The organism is Bacillus sp. NTK034 (assembly GCF_017303275.1).
Taxonomy (GTDB): domain Bacteria; phylum Bacillota; class Bacilli; order Bacillales; family Cytobacillaceae; genus Cytobacillus.
In genome coordinates this window covers 304054-318591 of record NZ_JAFKOJ010000005.1, presented here as the reverse complement: position 1 = coordinate 318591, position 14538 = coordinate 304054, and the positions used below count along the sequence as shown (strand labels likewise).

12 protein-coding genes are annotated in these 14538 nt (G+C 44.8%); 6 read left to right on the top strand and 6 right to left on the bottom strand.

The window, feature by feature from the left end:
* The first annotated feature begins 342 nt into the window (after positions 1–342).
* The 3 genes from JI665_RS16520 to JI665_RS16510 all read left to right on the top strand — a co-directional run bounded on the left by JI665_RS16520 (position 343) and on the right by JI665_RS16510 (position 3442).
* Entirely contained in the window at positions 343–1854 is a 1512-nt protein-coding gene (locus JI665_RS16520) for a malate:quinone oxidoreductase (protein ID WP_206840943.1), read from the top strand.
* A 182-nt stretch (positions 1855–2036) separates the two neighbouring features.
* Complete coding sequence (locus JI665_RS16515; protein WP_206840941.1) at positions 2037–2486, top strand: helix-turn-helix domain-containing protein; 450 nt, start codon at positions 2037–2039, stop codon at positions 2484–2486.
* An 83-nt stretch (positions 2487–2569) separates the two neighbouring features.
* The gene (locus JI665_RS16510; protein ID WP_206840939.1) at positions 2570–3442 is read left to right on the top strand and encodes an AraC family transcriptional regulator; all 873 of its coding nucleotides are present in this window, start codon (positions 2570–2572) and stop codon (positions 3440–3442) included.
* A gap of 224 nt (positions 3443–3666) precedes the next feature.
* Here the strand turns inward: JI665_RS16510 and JI665_RS16505 are convergent, their stop codons facing one another.
* Together JI665_RS16505 and JI665_RS16500 are read right to left on the bottom strand one after the other, a co-directional pair.
* Complete coding sequence (locus JI665_RS16505; protein WP_019380521.1) at positions 3667–3804, bottom strand: YvrJ family protein; 138 nt, start codon at positions 3802–3804, stop codon at positions 3667–3669.
* Between the two features lie 333 nt (positions 3805–4137).
* Entirely contained in the window at positions 4138–4842 is a 705-nt protein-coding gene (locus JI665_RS16500) for a DUF421 domain-containing protein (protein ID WP_206840938.1), read from the bottom strand.
* Between the two features lie 170 nt (positions 4843–5012).
* On the opposite strand from JI665_RS16500, the gene JI665_RS16495 reads away from it, so the two are divergent.
* Entirely contained in the window at positions 5013–5162 is a 150-nt protein-coding gene (locus JI665_RS16495) for a hypothetical protein (RefSeq protein WP_206840936.1), read from the top strand.
* A 251-nt stretch (positions 5163–5413) separates the two neighbouring features.
* On the opposite strand, the gene JI665_RS16490 is transcribed toward JI665_RS16495, so the two are convergent.
* The gene (locus tag JI665_RS16490) at positions 5414–5902 is read right to left on the bottom strand and encodes a hypothetical protein (RefSeq protein WP_206840934.1); all 489 of its coding nucleotides are present in this window, start codon (positions 5900–5902) and stop codon (positions 5414–5416) included.
* Positions 5903–6085: 183 nt separating this feature from the next.
* On the opposite strand from JI665_RS16490, the gene JI665_RS16485 reads away from it, so the two are divergent.
* A complete protein-coding gene (locus tag JI665_RS16485; RefSeq protein ID WP_206840932.1) occupies positions 6086–7780 on the top strand; it encodes a methyl-accepting chemotaxis protein in 1695 nt (564 codons plus the stop codon).
* Positions 7781–7953: 173 nt separating this feature from the next.
* Here the strand turns inward: JI665_RS16485 and JI665_RS16480 are convergent, their stop codons facing one another.
* Both JI665_RS16480 and JI665_RS16475 read right to left on the bottom strand, forming a co-directional pair.
* Positions 7954–11706 (bottom strand): S8 family serine peptidase, encoded by a 3753-nt coding sequence (locus tag JI665_RS16480; protein WP_206840930.1) that lies wholly within the window; start codon positions 11704–11706, stop codon positions 7954–7956.
* A 439-nt stretch (positions 11707–12145) separates the two neighbouring features.
* Positions 12146–12352, bottom strand: a complete 207-nt coding sequence (locus JI665_RS16475; protein WP_206840928.1) for a thioredoxin — start codon at positions 12350–12352, stop codon at positions 12146–12148.
* Between the two features lie 216 nt (positions 12353–12568).
* On the opposite strand from JI665_RS16475, the gene JI665_RS16470 reads away from it, so the two are divergent.
* A complete protein-coding gene (locus tag JI665_RS16470) occupies positions 12569–13165 on the top strand; it encodes a class I SAM-dependent methyltransferase (protein ID WP_206840927.1) in 597 nt (198 codons plus the stop codon).
* A 34-nt stretch (positions 13166–13199) separates the two neighbouring features.
* Here the strand turns inward: JI665_RS16470 and JI665_RS16465 are convergent, their stop codons facing one another.
* On the bottom strand, positions 13200–14372 hold the full coding sequence (locus JI665_RS16465) for an MFS transporter (protein WP_206840925.1): 1173 nt from the start codon (positions 14370–14372) through the stop codon (positions 13200–13202).
* Positions 14373–14538 lie beyond the last annotated feature (166 nt).

Genomic DNA, 14538 nt, shown 5'->3' with positions numbered 1-14538 from the left:
CCAGGAAAGGTGCTATGAGCGGTCTTCCCTGCCTGGATGAAGTGCAGGAAATTCTTAAAAAGACATAATTTTACCAAACAGCAGACAAACCTTCCAATACTGGAACCGATTTGTCTGCTGTTTTGGTTTCGAAAATCTCCGCGCCGCTTTCTAATTTGTCTAAAATAGTATATAATTATCAGATAATACTAGCTATCTTACCCTATCAATCATTATAATAGAATAGAATGTGTATTTTGTGTGACGGAAAAGGTGTGTCCTTGGGTGATGCCTTTCTAGTGGTGACACCTGAGCAGAGCGCCTGCAGTTTTTGGCAAATATCTGGGATAAGGAAGGTTTAAAATGAGCAGCGTACAGAACAAAACAGACGTTATCTTAATTGGTGCCGGAATCATGAGCGCGACTTTGGGGTCTTTACTGAAAGAGTTAGCACCTGAATGGGAAATCAAAGTGTTTGAAAAGCTCGAAAGCGCAGGAGAAGAAAGCTCTAACGAATGGAATAATGCAGGGACGGGACATGCTGCATTGTGCGAGCTTAACTATACATCTGAAAAATCCGATGGATCAATAGATATCACTAAAGCGATTAATGTAAATGAACAATTTCAGCTTTCCAGACAGTTTTGGGCTTATCTTGTAGAAAACAACCTGATTCGCAATCCGCAGGACTTTATTATGCCAATCCCTCATATGAGTTTTGTTCAAGGGGAAGAAAATGTATCGTTTTTGAAAAAACGTTTGGAAGCGCTGTCAGCTAATCCGCTATTTCAGGGCATGGAATTTTCCGATGACCCTGAAAAGCTGAAGGAATGGATTCCGGTGATGATGGATGGCCGCACTTCGGACGAACCAATCGCAGCTACTAAAATCGACTCTGGAACGGATGTCAACTTCGGTGCGTTAACTCGCATGCTGTTTGGCCATCTAAAGAGTAAAAATGTCAATGTTCATTATCAGCACAGCGTTGAGGATTTGCAGCGTGCTGGCGATGGCTCATGGAATGTAAAAGTTCGAAATATGGAAAGCGGTAAAACCGAAAACCATCAGGCGAAGTTTGTCTTTATCGGCGGCGGCGGCGGAAGCCTGCATCTGCTGCAGAAGACGGGCATACCTGAATCTAAGCATATTGGCGGATTCCCGGTAAGCGGACTGTTCCTTGTCTGCAACAAACCGGAAATTGTCGAGAAGCATCATGCAAAAGTGTACGGAAAAGCGAAGGTAGGCGCACCTCCAATGTCCGTGCCGCACCTGGATACAAGGTTTATTGATAACAAGAAATCCCTGCTGTTCGGACCATTTGCCGGCTTCTCGCCAAAGTTCTTAAAGACAGGTTCCAATATGGACCTGATCAAGTCCGTTAAACCGAATAATGTCATCACCATGCTGGCAGCTGGTGCAAAAGAAATGGGGCTGACAAAATACCTGATTCAGCAGGTCATGTTATCCCATGAACAGCGTGTTGAAGAATTGCGCGAGTTTATTCCTAACGCACAGAGTGATGACTGGAGTGTCGTGGTCGCAGGCCAGCGTGTGCAGGTAATCAAGGATACGCCTGCCGGAAAAGGAACCCTGCAATTCGGTACTGAGGTAGTCAGTGCCTCAGATGGCTCAGTTGCTGCTTTGCTCGGAGCTTCTCCGGGTGCTTCAACTGCCGTAAACGTCATGCTTGAAGTATTGCAAAAATGCTTCCCGCAGTATATGGAAGAGTGGCATTTTAAAATCAAGAAAATGATTCCGTCCTACGGCATGTCATTGTCGGAAAACCCTGAGCAGTTCCGTGAGATTCATGAATCAACAGCGCAGGTGCTGGGATTGAGCGAAGCGGAAAATCAAAAAGAGCTTGCCTATACCTGATCTTTACCAGATGGAGCCTTTGACCCTAAATGCGGGTTGAAGGTTCTTTTTTATATGCTGAAAAACCAGTGGTAGAGCTCTGCAACCTATGCGTGCGGCCCCTGCAACCAATCCTATCTTTACTTTTGGCCAAAAAATTCACCATAATGGGAGTATCGATTTGCAGAAAGGTGATTGTGAATATGGTTTTTGCCGAGAAGCTTAAAAAGGAGAGGAAAGAGAAAGGATGGTCACAGGAGGAACTGGCTGAAAAGCTGTTTGTGAGCCGCCAGTCTGTTTCCAAATGGGAAAATGGACAGAACTATCCCAGCATAGAAATTATTATTAAACTAAGTGATCTGTTTGAGGTTACGATTGATGAATTATTAAGGAGTGATGAGGAATTGACGGAGAAAGTGATTAAGGACAGCAGACAATTAGCTTATCCAAGATTGAAAGTATTTTTTGATTGTTTATTTCTGATAGGATCCGCTATGCTTATCATTAAACTAAGCATTTTAGGACTTAATCATTTTACTGAACTAGAGATCCCTCTTCGTGGGTCGTTTTTCTGGAATTTCGGTCCTTTATTCTTAATGCTGGGCGGTGCCATTTTCTCTGACACATTAAAAAAGAAATATAAAAGTGAGTAACGTAACCCTGCATTCTTGTGCATGGATTGTCGTGCCGCACCCTGCAGCTCCTGCTATTCTGTAGATAAGAGGAGGTCATCCAAATGGATTTGCTGCAAAATATGAATCGGGCAATGAAGTATATTGAAGAACATCTGACGAGTGAGATAGACTTCAAAGAAGTGGCAAAGATTTCGTATTGCTCGGAATACCATTTCAAACGAATGTTTTCCTTTCTTGCAGGTGTAACTCTTTCGGAGTATATCCGCAGGAGACGGCTGTCATTAGCTGCCTTTGATTTGAAGGATAAGAATGCCAGGGTCATTGATGTAGCGTTCAAATATGGGTATAGCTCACCTGATTCATTTACGAGGGCATTCCAGCAGCTTCATGGCATCACTCCATCAGAAGCAAGGAGCAATGGCCACGCACTAAAGGCTTATCCGCCGATGACCTTCCATTTATCTATTAAGGGAGGAAATGAAATGAATTATCGAATTGAGGAAAAAAAGGCATTTCGAATTGTGGGCTTAAAGAAGCGGGTGCCGATCATTTTTAACGGAGTGAACCCGGAAATTGCAGCCATGTGGAAGAGCTTAGATGAACATATGATTATTAAACTTAAAAGTGTATCGAATACAGTTCCCCTGGGTCTGATTAGTGCATCAGCAAATTTTTCTGAAGGAAGAATGGAAGAAAAGGGGGAGCTTGATCATTATATAGGGGCAGCTACCACGAAGGAATGTCCAGAGGGTATGGCGTCCCTTGAGGTTGAAGCATGTTCATGGGCAGTTTTTGAAGCCGTGGGGCCATTCCCTGAAACGCTTCAGAATATCTGGGGACGCATCTACTCGGAATGGTTTCCTTCCTCTTCCTATCAGCAAATAGAAGGGCCGGAAATACTCTGGAATGAAAGTAAAGATACCACTTCCCCGGTATTTCACAGTGAAATCTGGATTCCGGTTGCAAAAAAATAGGACTCCCCAGCAGCTAGTGGAGTCCCAGATATTCAAATAAGTATTAGCATTTGGAATTAGATAACTGTCTAGCTCTCCAGCGCCTGCCCCTCGAGGTCACAAGCTTGTCTTGCTGCGGCTCCTAGGGACTCGAGACGTAAGCCATTCCCTCCAGAAGGGAAGAACACCTTCTTGCAGGGCTCGACTTATGCTTGTCGGGAATGGGCGAGGCGCCTTCCGCTTTTCTATTCTTTCAGCCGATCCGGCAATCCTTGGATTGAGGACACGACCACATCAAGCTTGGCTTCGATCCGGTTCAGTAAAAAAAGCGTGACCACAATCGGGAAGCCGAGTTCGCTGATCAAGGTGACCATCTGTTCCATCCTGTATGCTCCTTTCTATTTAAACAAGCTATAAAAAAGGCCGGGTTCCAAAGAATCCGGCCTCATTCCTTTCACCTCCCGCTTTGTTATTTTCAACAACTGGTCCACACTGCCTGATTTAAGATTCATATCGCTGCACCGCCCTTTCATCTCTGATAATCGAAATGAAAGGGGGGTAAAAGACAGGGGGGTTGGGGAAAGTTGTGACAGAATGGTGAAAAATCTTATATCCGTCTCCCCGCTGCCTGTGGCGGCTGTTCGAGCCATTTTTCCTTAATGGCAATCAACAGGCCTATTCCATAAAAGAGAGACATGTCTTTGGCAGTGCCCAAATTAATGATATAAAAATACCTTCAAGGTCCCCTTGCTGTCCATGGTAGCTAACAGAACGTTATTTATTTCTGTCTGATAGAAACGTTCTAAATGGGCGATTAACCAGTTTTCATCCTTTTGTATAGTTTGCAGCACTTTTTTATCCACTTTGCCTTCCTTAATGATGGTTCTGGGCATATCGAATGGTTCAGCATTCCTTTGGAGGAAATCAGGTGTAATGGGCTCATATTTGGGGTCTAAGAAGAAAGAAATGCTCCCGTTGGCTTCCCATAGAGCCAGCGCCACCTTTTTTACATCGTCTACTTTTTTCTCGCGTAATTCCTCCAGCAGCACATCAATGGAGATCCTTGCCTTGTTTAGGCCTTTGTATATGATTTCACCATTCTGCACGAGGAGGATGGGCTTGCTGTTCACCAGTCTTCTAACCGCTGGCCATTTCAGAATACTGAATAAACTGATCAGGTAAAGAACCACGAGTACAATGGTTGTAACAATTGAACCTTTTAGTCCTAGCTCCTCATCTGATAAAGGATGAGCAATGATATTGCCTATGACTAAAGCCATTACTAAATCCAGGAGTCTTAATTGTGAAATGGCACGCTGTCCCAGCACTTTGGCGACAATGACTAAGAAGAAATAAGCGATGACAGCCCTGAGTCCCCACTCTATGGCAGAAAGTGAGTGCTGACTCTGTAAAAAATCCATCTATGGCACATCCTTTAATCTGCTTAAAAAGGAATCCTGCATATTTTGCCTTTTTAAAAGTGTTTTCCTATCCAGCTGCAATTATTCAAAAGCAAGGAGTATCTGTATATTATTAACAGCACATAGAAAGTTTGCCTTTTTGAAAAACTAAGCGAAAGGAGGTTATTTAAATGAAAAAATTCATATTGATGCTTTTTCTATCTCTATATTTCGTAACGCTAACGGGCTGTGGAAACGATGAAAAGCCTGAGGAGGACGAACAGGTTGAAGATGTAGAAGAAGAGGATGAAATTGGCGACGGCGAAGTGGATGATGAGTAAAAGTCATTGTATGCAATTCGGATGAACTGAAAATCCTGTAACCACATAAATCATGTCTAGGAGTATTCCAATTGGAGTCTGAGAGATGCTTCGGACAGATAGCGCGAGAAAAGAAAGGATGGAGTCCGAACCCGAGGCAGCTTCTGACAACAAGCCCAGAAATAGAAATTGATCTGCTCTTATCCGAAAAATAATCAGCCCCCAATCACGATAAGATGGGGGCTTTTTCCTTGGTCCCTTCACAAAAATGGCTACCTGTGATCAGATAAACACAAAACAACGATTTTATAAGGTGTAGTCTGGGCAGGGATGCTTTTGGTAGAAGGACCATAGATGACAATTAAGTCTCTGTTTGCGGGGCTGCCGGTAAAAGCCTGCCCGTTTGTCAGCACCATCTGGGTATACGGTGAGACGTTTATTTGCAGCTGGCCATCACTGCTGACTAGCTGGCTATTAAAATAGTCTGTTTTCACATTTTGATGAGAAGTATGTTTTACGACCACAAGCGCACGGTATTGAGGAGGATATATCAGCGGAACAGGAGCATTGCCGTCATAATATCCAGTAATGATGTCCCCCGCAGACAGCATGGTTTGATCTAAAACGTAAGTGGAAGGAGATACGATGAAATTGGCAGTTCCCCCCATTCCATTGTCACCAGAAATGATTTTATGGCAGCCGTCTCCGTTAAAGTCAGAGATCTGCGTAACGGTTCCCGTAAAGTATTGAAAATTGGTCATGTTCTTCCCCCGTTCTTGTAAAATAAAGCCTCGATTTAACCAATATATTAAAGCAGCCTACTTTACGTTCATTTGCAAATTTACAAATCGTTACTTTTCATCCAATCTTTACATACAATTTACATTTGGTCTGTATAATTTCCTTATAGGTCATTAGTATGATACTTTGGGGGTTTTGGAGAAATGCAGAAGCGGCTGGACAACTTTGCGGCAGCCTTCAGCCATAAGCTGAACCTGGGCAAAAGATTATTGGCACTGTTTTTTACCCTGCTGCTGCTATCGATAGCGGCAGTCGGAGTTAGTTCTTATCTTAAAACAAAGGACATGGCAATCAAAACAATTGAAGATAGATTGGCAAGAGAAGCGGAATTGATGGGATACATAGCGGAAAACTTAAAGTTTGTGTATGTCAGTGATGATGCGTACTTTAAGCAGCAGCTCGAGGCCAGTGTCCGTTCTCAGCAGAAAAAGCTGCAGTCGGATGGGATTGACTCTGATTTTTTCTATATTGCAGATAACAAGATTATGCCTTTTAAGGTCAGCAGCAAGACAGATGCCACTTTTTCAAAGGATACGATCAATGAAATCAGCGCAATGAAAAATGGCGTCATACACATTGAGATGAATGGGACAGATTATACGGCGGCCTTTCAGGAGATGGAGGAAATCAGTGGAGTCTATGTAGTTCTCATCCCGGCAAAAGCGTATATGTCTGATGTTCATGAGATCGGGTATTTTATGATTGCAGCGATTGTGGTCAGTTTATCGGCTGCATCGGCAATTATCAGTCTTTTTGTAAGGAAAATAACACAGCCTTTGAACTTATTAAGAAACACCATGCGGGAGGTCCGGGAAGGAAACCTGCAAAACCCGCTTGAGATTCATACAGAAATTCCCGAAATTGTTTCTCTGCAGAAAAGTTATAACAGCATGATTGAACAAATGAGGAGCCTGCTGCGGGAGCTGACCGGGACAACGAAGGAGCTGGAGAGCACGGGAACTGAGCTGAAAGGGTCATCCTGCAGCGCTCTTGAAAGCGGGCAGCAGCTGGTATCAGCCATTCATCTTGTGAAAATGGGGGCAGAGCAAACCGCTGCCAGTTCTGAAAATAGTGCGGCCAGTTTTAAAGAAATGAAAGATAAGTTTGAAGATATGTTTTTACATATGGAAAGTGTAAACCGCAGCTCGGAGGTGATGAATGATTCTGCCAGGCGCGGCGGTAACAGCATCAGTGACCTGATCGCTGCTATTCATTCCTTTGGCTCGGAATTTGGAAAATTGACCCTGACAATAAAAGAGGTCAAAGACCATTCTTTAGCGATTACAAATCTTGTCGGAATGGTAAAAGGGATTGCTGAACAAACAAGGCTGCTATCCTTAAATGCTTCCATCGAGGCTGCCCGTGCAGGAGAGGCAGGGAAAGGCTTTGCCGTGGTCGCAGGAGAAGTCCGTAAACTGGCTGAACAATCTGCAGGTGCTGCAGAAGATATCACTCAGGGAATAAGCAATATGGAGAATATAACACTCAGAGCTTCAGAGGAATTTGACCAGCTCCATACAGAAATAAAAGGAAATCTTGAGATGGCGGGCCAATCCAAAATATCATTGGACGAGCTGATGAATGAGATTTCTAATGTAAGCGGAAAGCTTCAAACCATGCAAAAGGAGCTGAAAGGCCTGGAAAAAACGCTGCCGCAGCTTGAACAGGGAGCTGAACAGTTCTCCTCTGTTTCACAGGAAACATTGGCCAGTGCAGAAGAGATGCTTGCCGCCAGCGTCATTCAAACAGAACAGATGGAGAAAACGGATGAAATTGGGATGAAACTCAATACTCTGGCAAGATCATTGTCTGAAATGACAAGCCATTATAGGGCATAGGAATTAGAAAAGCGCAGGGGAAGGCTCATCGGATCCTTCAAAAGCTGCCCTAGCAGGCTGCGAAGTTAGACGGTTAACTGATCTATTAAAAAAATGAACCAGGCATTGGCTGCCTGGTTCATGCATCCTCTGTAAGCCATCCACTGCTTAACAAGAGGTTCATCCATTCTTCATTACTTTAAACCATAAGCCTTGATAATCTCCTGACTTACACGATTGCCTGCATCATCCCATGCACTGGCACGCAGGGAGACAGAGCTTCCCTTCATCTTTGGATTCTTGATTTCAGCGGTCCAGCCATTGCCCTTGGAAACTAATTTTGCCGCTTCCCATGTCTTTCCTTCATCAAAGGACACGTCAAGGCTGGCTCCTTTTATTTTGCCGTTTTCAGGAGCATCGGCTATTTGAACAGCTGATAAATCAAGCTTAATTTTTTTACCGGCAGTGGAGTTGCCTGACATGTCAGTATCCACTTTATAATCAAGAGAAATCAGCGGAAGAGCAGTCTGGAAATCTTCTTGCTTCTGTGACCAGAATGTCCACTCCGTATGTGTACGGACTGATGTGTTCCAGCGCTCTGCATCACGGGCAGCCTCACTTACGAGTTTGTACTGGGTTTTCTCTGCCGGAAATTCATTAAATAAGTAGAGTGCCTGGCCCTTTCCTTCTTTAACCAGCTTATCCCCTTGATATAGCTTTAATGTCTGATCGCCAGGGTAATTCATGTCTGCTCCTGTATGTCCAGGTCCTGAGTCAGCCCAGGCAGGAACATTTAGTATCAAATTATTGCCTGAACGGTATGGAGCCCAGAAACCATCACCAAAACGAGGACGGACCACAGGTGAAAACCATTCTTCATTCAATGTCTGACCCGGTGTATATTCTACTTTTGGCTGTCTTACTTCCCACTGGGCATCAAGAACACCAGCCTGGTGATACCAAGATGTGCCTTTTTGTGCCGATACCCACTCTGTTCTGACAGACGGAAGTGAAAGGGTCTGCAGGAAGCCTACTCCGGCAAAGCTGTGCGCCAGGATATCGTATCGGAACTCAGCACCAGGTGCAGGACGGTCTGATTTATATTCAGAGGTGATTTTGACCAGGTCCTTCGGTTTCGGTGAATAGTTTACCTTTTTAGGCACTGCCTGATGATGCATATCCACAAGGTCATATAAATAATCCGAGTCAGGAGTACCCTCGACTTTTAAGGTCAATTTTCCGGACTTGGCAGCTGCGATCAGCTCTTTGCCTTCAGTGCCGCTGACACCGGCAACCGGGAGAGGGCTGTTGGAAAGTGAAAAATCTTCATTTTCTATTCCTACCCATTCACTAAGCTCCTGAGGTCCATCATTAACGGTAATCAATAGTTTTGCTCCTGCTGCTAACGCTGCTACAGCACGTTCAGATCCTGTTAAATCATCACTGCGCTCCACTATTGCTGCTTTTCCTTTCACATCCAGCTTTTCATAATCCTCTGGAGATCCATTTCCGGCATAGACAGCCTTCAAATTATACTTGTCATTCAGGAGAGTGCTTCCTGCCTGCGGGATATCATCCAATTCCTTTCCTTTGTAGCCGATTGTCAGCATTGGTTCTGCCAGGCGCCAGCGCGTAGCCTGCGTGAATTCACCAACATTAACTTTCTCTGTAGGTGCAGCGTACATTTTGTCCACCACTACCGGCATAATGTAAATGTCATTCACCTGGTTTCCATTGATGCTGCGGTAATATTCCAGCTTTCTGTAATTGGCTTCTGTTTCTTTCGGAACATCCACAGTAATTTCGTTGGCCATGCGGGCATCCAGCATAACTGTCTGAGGTCCATCCAGATTAATTTCCGGGTCGCCGACAAGCGCTACACCTGCCTGATCTGTATCTGCATCAACAGCCATCATCGACATAACTGAATACGTTCCTTTCGGCAGCCGCAGCTCCTTCGTGCCTTCCACTGACATAAACTGTGGTTCGCCAGTTGGTCCCAAAAGGTAGAAGTATGCAGAGGCAGCTTCTCCGTCACGGTCAATCGCCTTTATGGTAAGCGGGTACCTTTCATCTTCTTTAATCATGCCTAATGACGTATGGACAACCTTTTGGCCTTCTGCCGAAGCACTGATATGGCCCTGATATCGGGCGCCAAAATCCCCCTTATTCGGGTCAAGTGTAACGGTAACCCCGGCACTTCCGTTAGCTGGAACAGTCACTTTTTCTGATGAAAGCTTTACCATTCCGGCAGGAGCGTCGGTTGCATGGCTATCTTTCATCGATACTGACAGATCCAATGTTACATCCTGGCTGCTGTCGTTTGAATACGTAATGGTCTTCTCAGCCGGAACATCATTCTCATGAGGCCAGTCATAGAAGCCGAAATCCAGGGAACCGGTAGCCCTTACATCACCAAGCGCGGCTACAGTGTCAAGACGGCCTGTTCCGCCTTCAAAAGGCTTAATGTCCTCTAGCTTCTTTGTGGTGCTCATCAGAGCTTCCTTAAGCTGTTCTCCGGTCCAATCAGGGTGGCGCTGGGAGAGAAGGGCTGCGGCTCCAGCAACATGAGGCGTTGCCATTGAGGTACCATCCATGCTCATATAAGAGCCGCTTCCCTGGTTCGTATGCTGAGAACGCGCAGCCATAATTCCTACTCCAGGAGCAGTGAGGTCAGGCTTTAATCCTGAGCTTCCAAAGCTAGGCCCTTTAGACGAGAACCAGGCAAGATTGTCGGACTTGTCCACGGCGCCAACAGTAAGAGCTTCATCAGCCGCTCCTGGTGATCCAATTCCTTCACTGCCAGTGTTCCCGGCAGCAATAACAAACAGGGAACCTGTTTCTTTACTAAGATTGTTTACAGCCTGAGCCATCGGGTCTGTTCCATCGCTTGGTTCAGAACTTCCAAGGCTCATATTGACGACTTTGGCATTTTCAGCAGCCCATTCCATTCCATCTATAATCCAGGAATCCTGGCCAAAGCCTTCATCACTAAGTACTTTTCCTACAAGGAGACGGGCGCCGGGAGCCACACCCTTATTCCGTCCTTCAGATGCTTGACCTGTGCCTAGTACTGTGGAAGCCACATGTGTTCCGTGTGCATGTCTGTCGGTAACTTCCTCTCCTGGCACAAAGCTCACTGCCTCATCCAGCTGGCCTGCAATGTCCGGATGCTCTGAATCAATTCCGGTATCAAGAACAGCCACCTTTACGCCTGTTCCATCATAGCCGGATTCCCAAGCAGAAGGCGCTCCGATCTGTGGGACACTTTGTTCAAGAGAAGCTTCGACACGGCCATCCAGCCAGATTTTTTCAATGCCCGGAGCCAGTGCGGCCTTAGCTGTTTTAGAAGTCTTGTTTGCTTTAGTGATTTCTTCCCAGAAATTCTTTGTTTCTTTCTTATTAGCTGAGACTGCTACACTATCTATGCTTTCAAGCACATGGGTTTTCTTTGAGCCCTTTGGGGCTGGATGGACATCAGCTGAACGGCCTTTGGACTCGGAATATTGAATGATGACCGGCAATTCCTCTTGATTCTCATCATCATAGCCATCTTTAATTAAAGCCGTAATATTGAACAGATCCTGGTCCAAAAATCCGGAAGCCAGATAGGGCATAGCCTGATCAGGAATGACATACGTTTCCTTGTTGGCTGTCAAAATGCGTGCTCCATTTGCGGAAGGGTCCACTGGTTCAACATGAATGATATTCTTTCCATCTGCAAATTCTGTTACGGTTACAACATCACCTGTAATAAGGGTGATGACATGCTTGCCTTTACTGGCTTTTGCATTCATCCCTTGCAGATCGGTTATGGCCGCTTTGCCATCTGCACCTTTTAGGATGCCCTTTCCAGAATCATCTGCCGAAGCCTGCAGGGGCGGAACAGCTAACATTGCCGCAGCCATGGCAGCTGTTAAATACTTTTTAAACCTGAAATCTCCCATTCGTGCCCATTCTCCTCTTCAAAAATATAGTCTTCCACCCTTAAAGCAGCTGGGGAATCACCCCTATTGACTGCTTTAAAATAATCAAGATCCAACCTCCCTAAATACTTGATTCATAGTTTAAAAGGACTTTCTATTGAAAAGTATAAAGAAGAAAGAACATTCTGTTAATTGGGGAAATTAAAAGGCGATTTAAGTATTAAATCTGGGCTAAAAGAATTAGGTTTCGATAAATTGATGGATTATTGGGAGTGTTTGTAGGTAATTATGACAATAAAATTTGGGGTTATTTAATAGGGGAAGATAATAATATTCTAATTTACTGCAAATCTATTACCTATAACAATCGAATTCTTATTCATTATGCAATGCTGATTATCTAATACCATCAGCTGAATAGTCAAAAAGGACCGGCGGAAAAGCACCGTCAGTCCTTCCTTTATACATCAAAAACACCCTCATAGATCCTCTTTAAATCATCACGCAGCCTCTCGACCGGTATGAACCGCGCCTCCCTCAAAACCTCTCTTCCATCAAGATATAAGGCAATCACAGGCACTGTAAAAGCCATGAGGTACCCGGCTATTTCAGTGACCTTGCCTGCATTCACAAATCGTGCTTCTATACGGGGATAATCTTTCAACACTTCCTCAACCTGAGGAAGCAGGCCATGACAGACGCTTCAGCTGTCAGTCAGCACATAAATTAGGCCAAGCTCAGCGTTCTGAATAAACTGATGCACCTCTTCCATCGCTGTCAGCTCTTTCATCTCCATCCACCTCTACTGCTGGCATTTTTTCCATTATACAATAGGATTTCCATAACCACTTCTAGAATACCTTAACAGGAAGGAGTGGTTATATTGGCAAATCTATGGGAAGAAAAGTTCTCCGCAGAAGGATATTTATATGGCGAGGAGCCCAATGAATTTATCAGAGAGCAAACATGGAGGCTTAAAGGGCATAAACGAGTTGCTGCTTTGGCCGAGGGTGAGGGCCGAAATGCTGTATTCCTTGCCAGGCAGGGGCATGAGGTAACCGCATGGGATTATACACAAAGCGGGTTAATTAAAACGCAGCAGCTGGCTGAACGCCATCATGTCAGAGTCGAAACAGGACAGAAGGATCTCATTCATGATTCTGTGCCATCTGGGGAGTATGATGCTTCGATTATGGTTTTCGGCCATTTTCGGAAAAAGGATCAAAAGACTGTTTTCGATAAGCTCGTTTCCGTTGTAAAGCCGGGTGGAATCGTCATGCTTGAAGTCTATTCGGAGGATCAGCTCCGCTATGGTACAGGCGGACCGAAAAGTATTGATATGGTTTATGATCCGGCAGATCTTCTCCAATGGATAAAGAGCTATAAAGTCCTTCATTTCTTTTATGGCGAACAGGAAAGAGTAGAAGGAAAAGGCCATACAGGTACGGGACATGTTATTCAGGCTATATTGCAGAAATAGAAAAAGGAGGCATGAGCGGCCTCCTTTTCTGTTTTTAAGATGTAATTGACTGGGTGCTGTTTACCTTGGATGAATAAACACGATACAACACGAATGCCATTCCGGAAAGCAGGATTCCCGAGATGTACGGGGCACCGATGCTCATGGTAAAAAGCCAGCCGCCCAGCGGAGGCCCGATAATGCGTCCCAGGGAGTCAAATGATGAAAGCAGGCCGGTTGTGCTGCCGTGTCCAGTCTGAGATGTCTTTGTCAGCAGGGAAGACACGCTTGGGCGGATAAACCCGTTTCCGATGCCGAAAACTGTTAAGAAAATCGCTGCTGTGGTAAAACTGTCAACCAGGAGAATAAGTCCAAAGCCAATGGCGGAGATGATAATTCTCAGCTGAATCACAGCTCCTTCTCCGTACTTTTTCGTCATTCTTCCTACTAAACCGCCCTGTACAAGGGCGCCTCCAAATCCCATGATCATAAAGATATAGCCAAGCTCCACGGTGCCAAGACCTGCCTTGTCAGCTGCAAAATACGCAAAAGTTGCTTCAAGGCCTGCCAGTGACAGCGAAACAAACAGCTGAAGGATAAATAAAATTCCAGTGTTCCCGCTTAAGGCTGTTAAAAGACCTGGACGCTTAGCAGTTCCCTGGCTGCGCTGCTCTGGTGAAAGGGATTCTTTCAGCACAAGCATGACAAGGAAAAATGTGATAAACGAAGATGTTCCTGCCGCGTAAAAAGGAATGTTCAAACTTTCCCGGGAAAAGATGCCGCCGATTGCAGGCCCAAAAATAAACCCCAAGCCCACTGCAGCTCCAATGATCCCCATTCCTTTTCCGCGGTCTTCTTCAGATGTAATATCCGCTACATAGGCCATGACAGTCGGCATATTGGCAGATGACAGGAAGCCGCCGATGATTCTGGCAGCAAACAGCATCCAAAGCTCAGTGGATAAGGCCATCATGAAAAAAGACAGGCCAAGGCCAAAAATGCCGATCATAATGACCGGTTTGCGTCCGATTTTATCGGAAACACGCCCCCACATAGGAGCAAACAGCAGCTGCATCAGCGAATAAACGGCCATTAACAGGCCCAGTTCAGTAGGTGAGGCCCCTAATTCTTCCGCATAAAAGGGGATGACAGGAATGATGATTCCAAACCCCACCATAACAAGAAACATAACTGCGAATAAAAGAGGCAGTGCTTTTTTTGTATTCAACGTGTTCACTCCAGTTAAGATCAAATTCCATCTAAGTATTATGATTATAACAAAAACATTCCCATACTTTCACCTTAGGGATTGAACAGGTAAATAAGTTCTATTTATCAGTCAATTTTAAAAATATATTGAAATATCAAAATAATATAAACTATGATGAACTTGT

Coding starts and splice junctions, on each gene's coding strand:
- JI665_RS16520 (WP_206840943.1), top strand. CDS start 343: ATGAGCAGCGTACAGAACAAAACAGACGTTATCTTAATTGGTGCCGGA.
- JI665_RS16515 (WP_206840941.1), top strand. CDS start 2,037: ATGGTTTTTGCCGAGAAGCTTAAAAAGGAGAGGAAAGAGAAAGGATGG.
- JI665_RS16510 (WP_206840939.1), top strand. CDS start 2,570: ATGGATTTGCTGCAAAATATGAATCGGGCAATGAAGTATATTGAAGAA.
- JI665_RS16505 (WP_019380521.1), bottom strand. CDS start 3,804: ATGGAACAGATGGTCACCTTGATCAGCGAACTCGGCTTCCCGATTGTG.
- JI665_RS16500 (WP_206840938.1), bottom strand. CDS start 4,842: ATGGATTTTTTACAGAGTCAGCACTCACTTTCTGCCATAGAGTGGGGA.
- JI665_RS16495 (WP_206840936.1), top strand. CDS start 5,013: ATGAAAAAATTCATATTGATGCTTTTTCTATCTCTATATTTCGTAACG.
- JI665_RS16490 (WP_206840934.1), bottom strand. CDS start 5,902: ATGACCAATTTTCAATACTTTACGGGAACCGTTACGCAGATCTCTGAC.
- JI665_RS16485 (WP_206840932.1), top strand. CDS start 6,086: ATGCAGAAGCGGCTGGACAACTTTGCGGCAGCCTTCAGCCATAAGCTG.
- JI665_RS16480 (WP_206840930.1), bottom strand. CDS start 11,706: ATGGGAGATTTCAGGTTTAAAAAGTATTTAACAGCTGCCATGGCTGCG.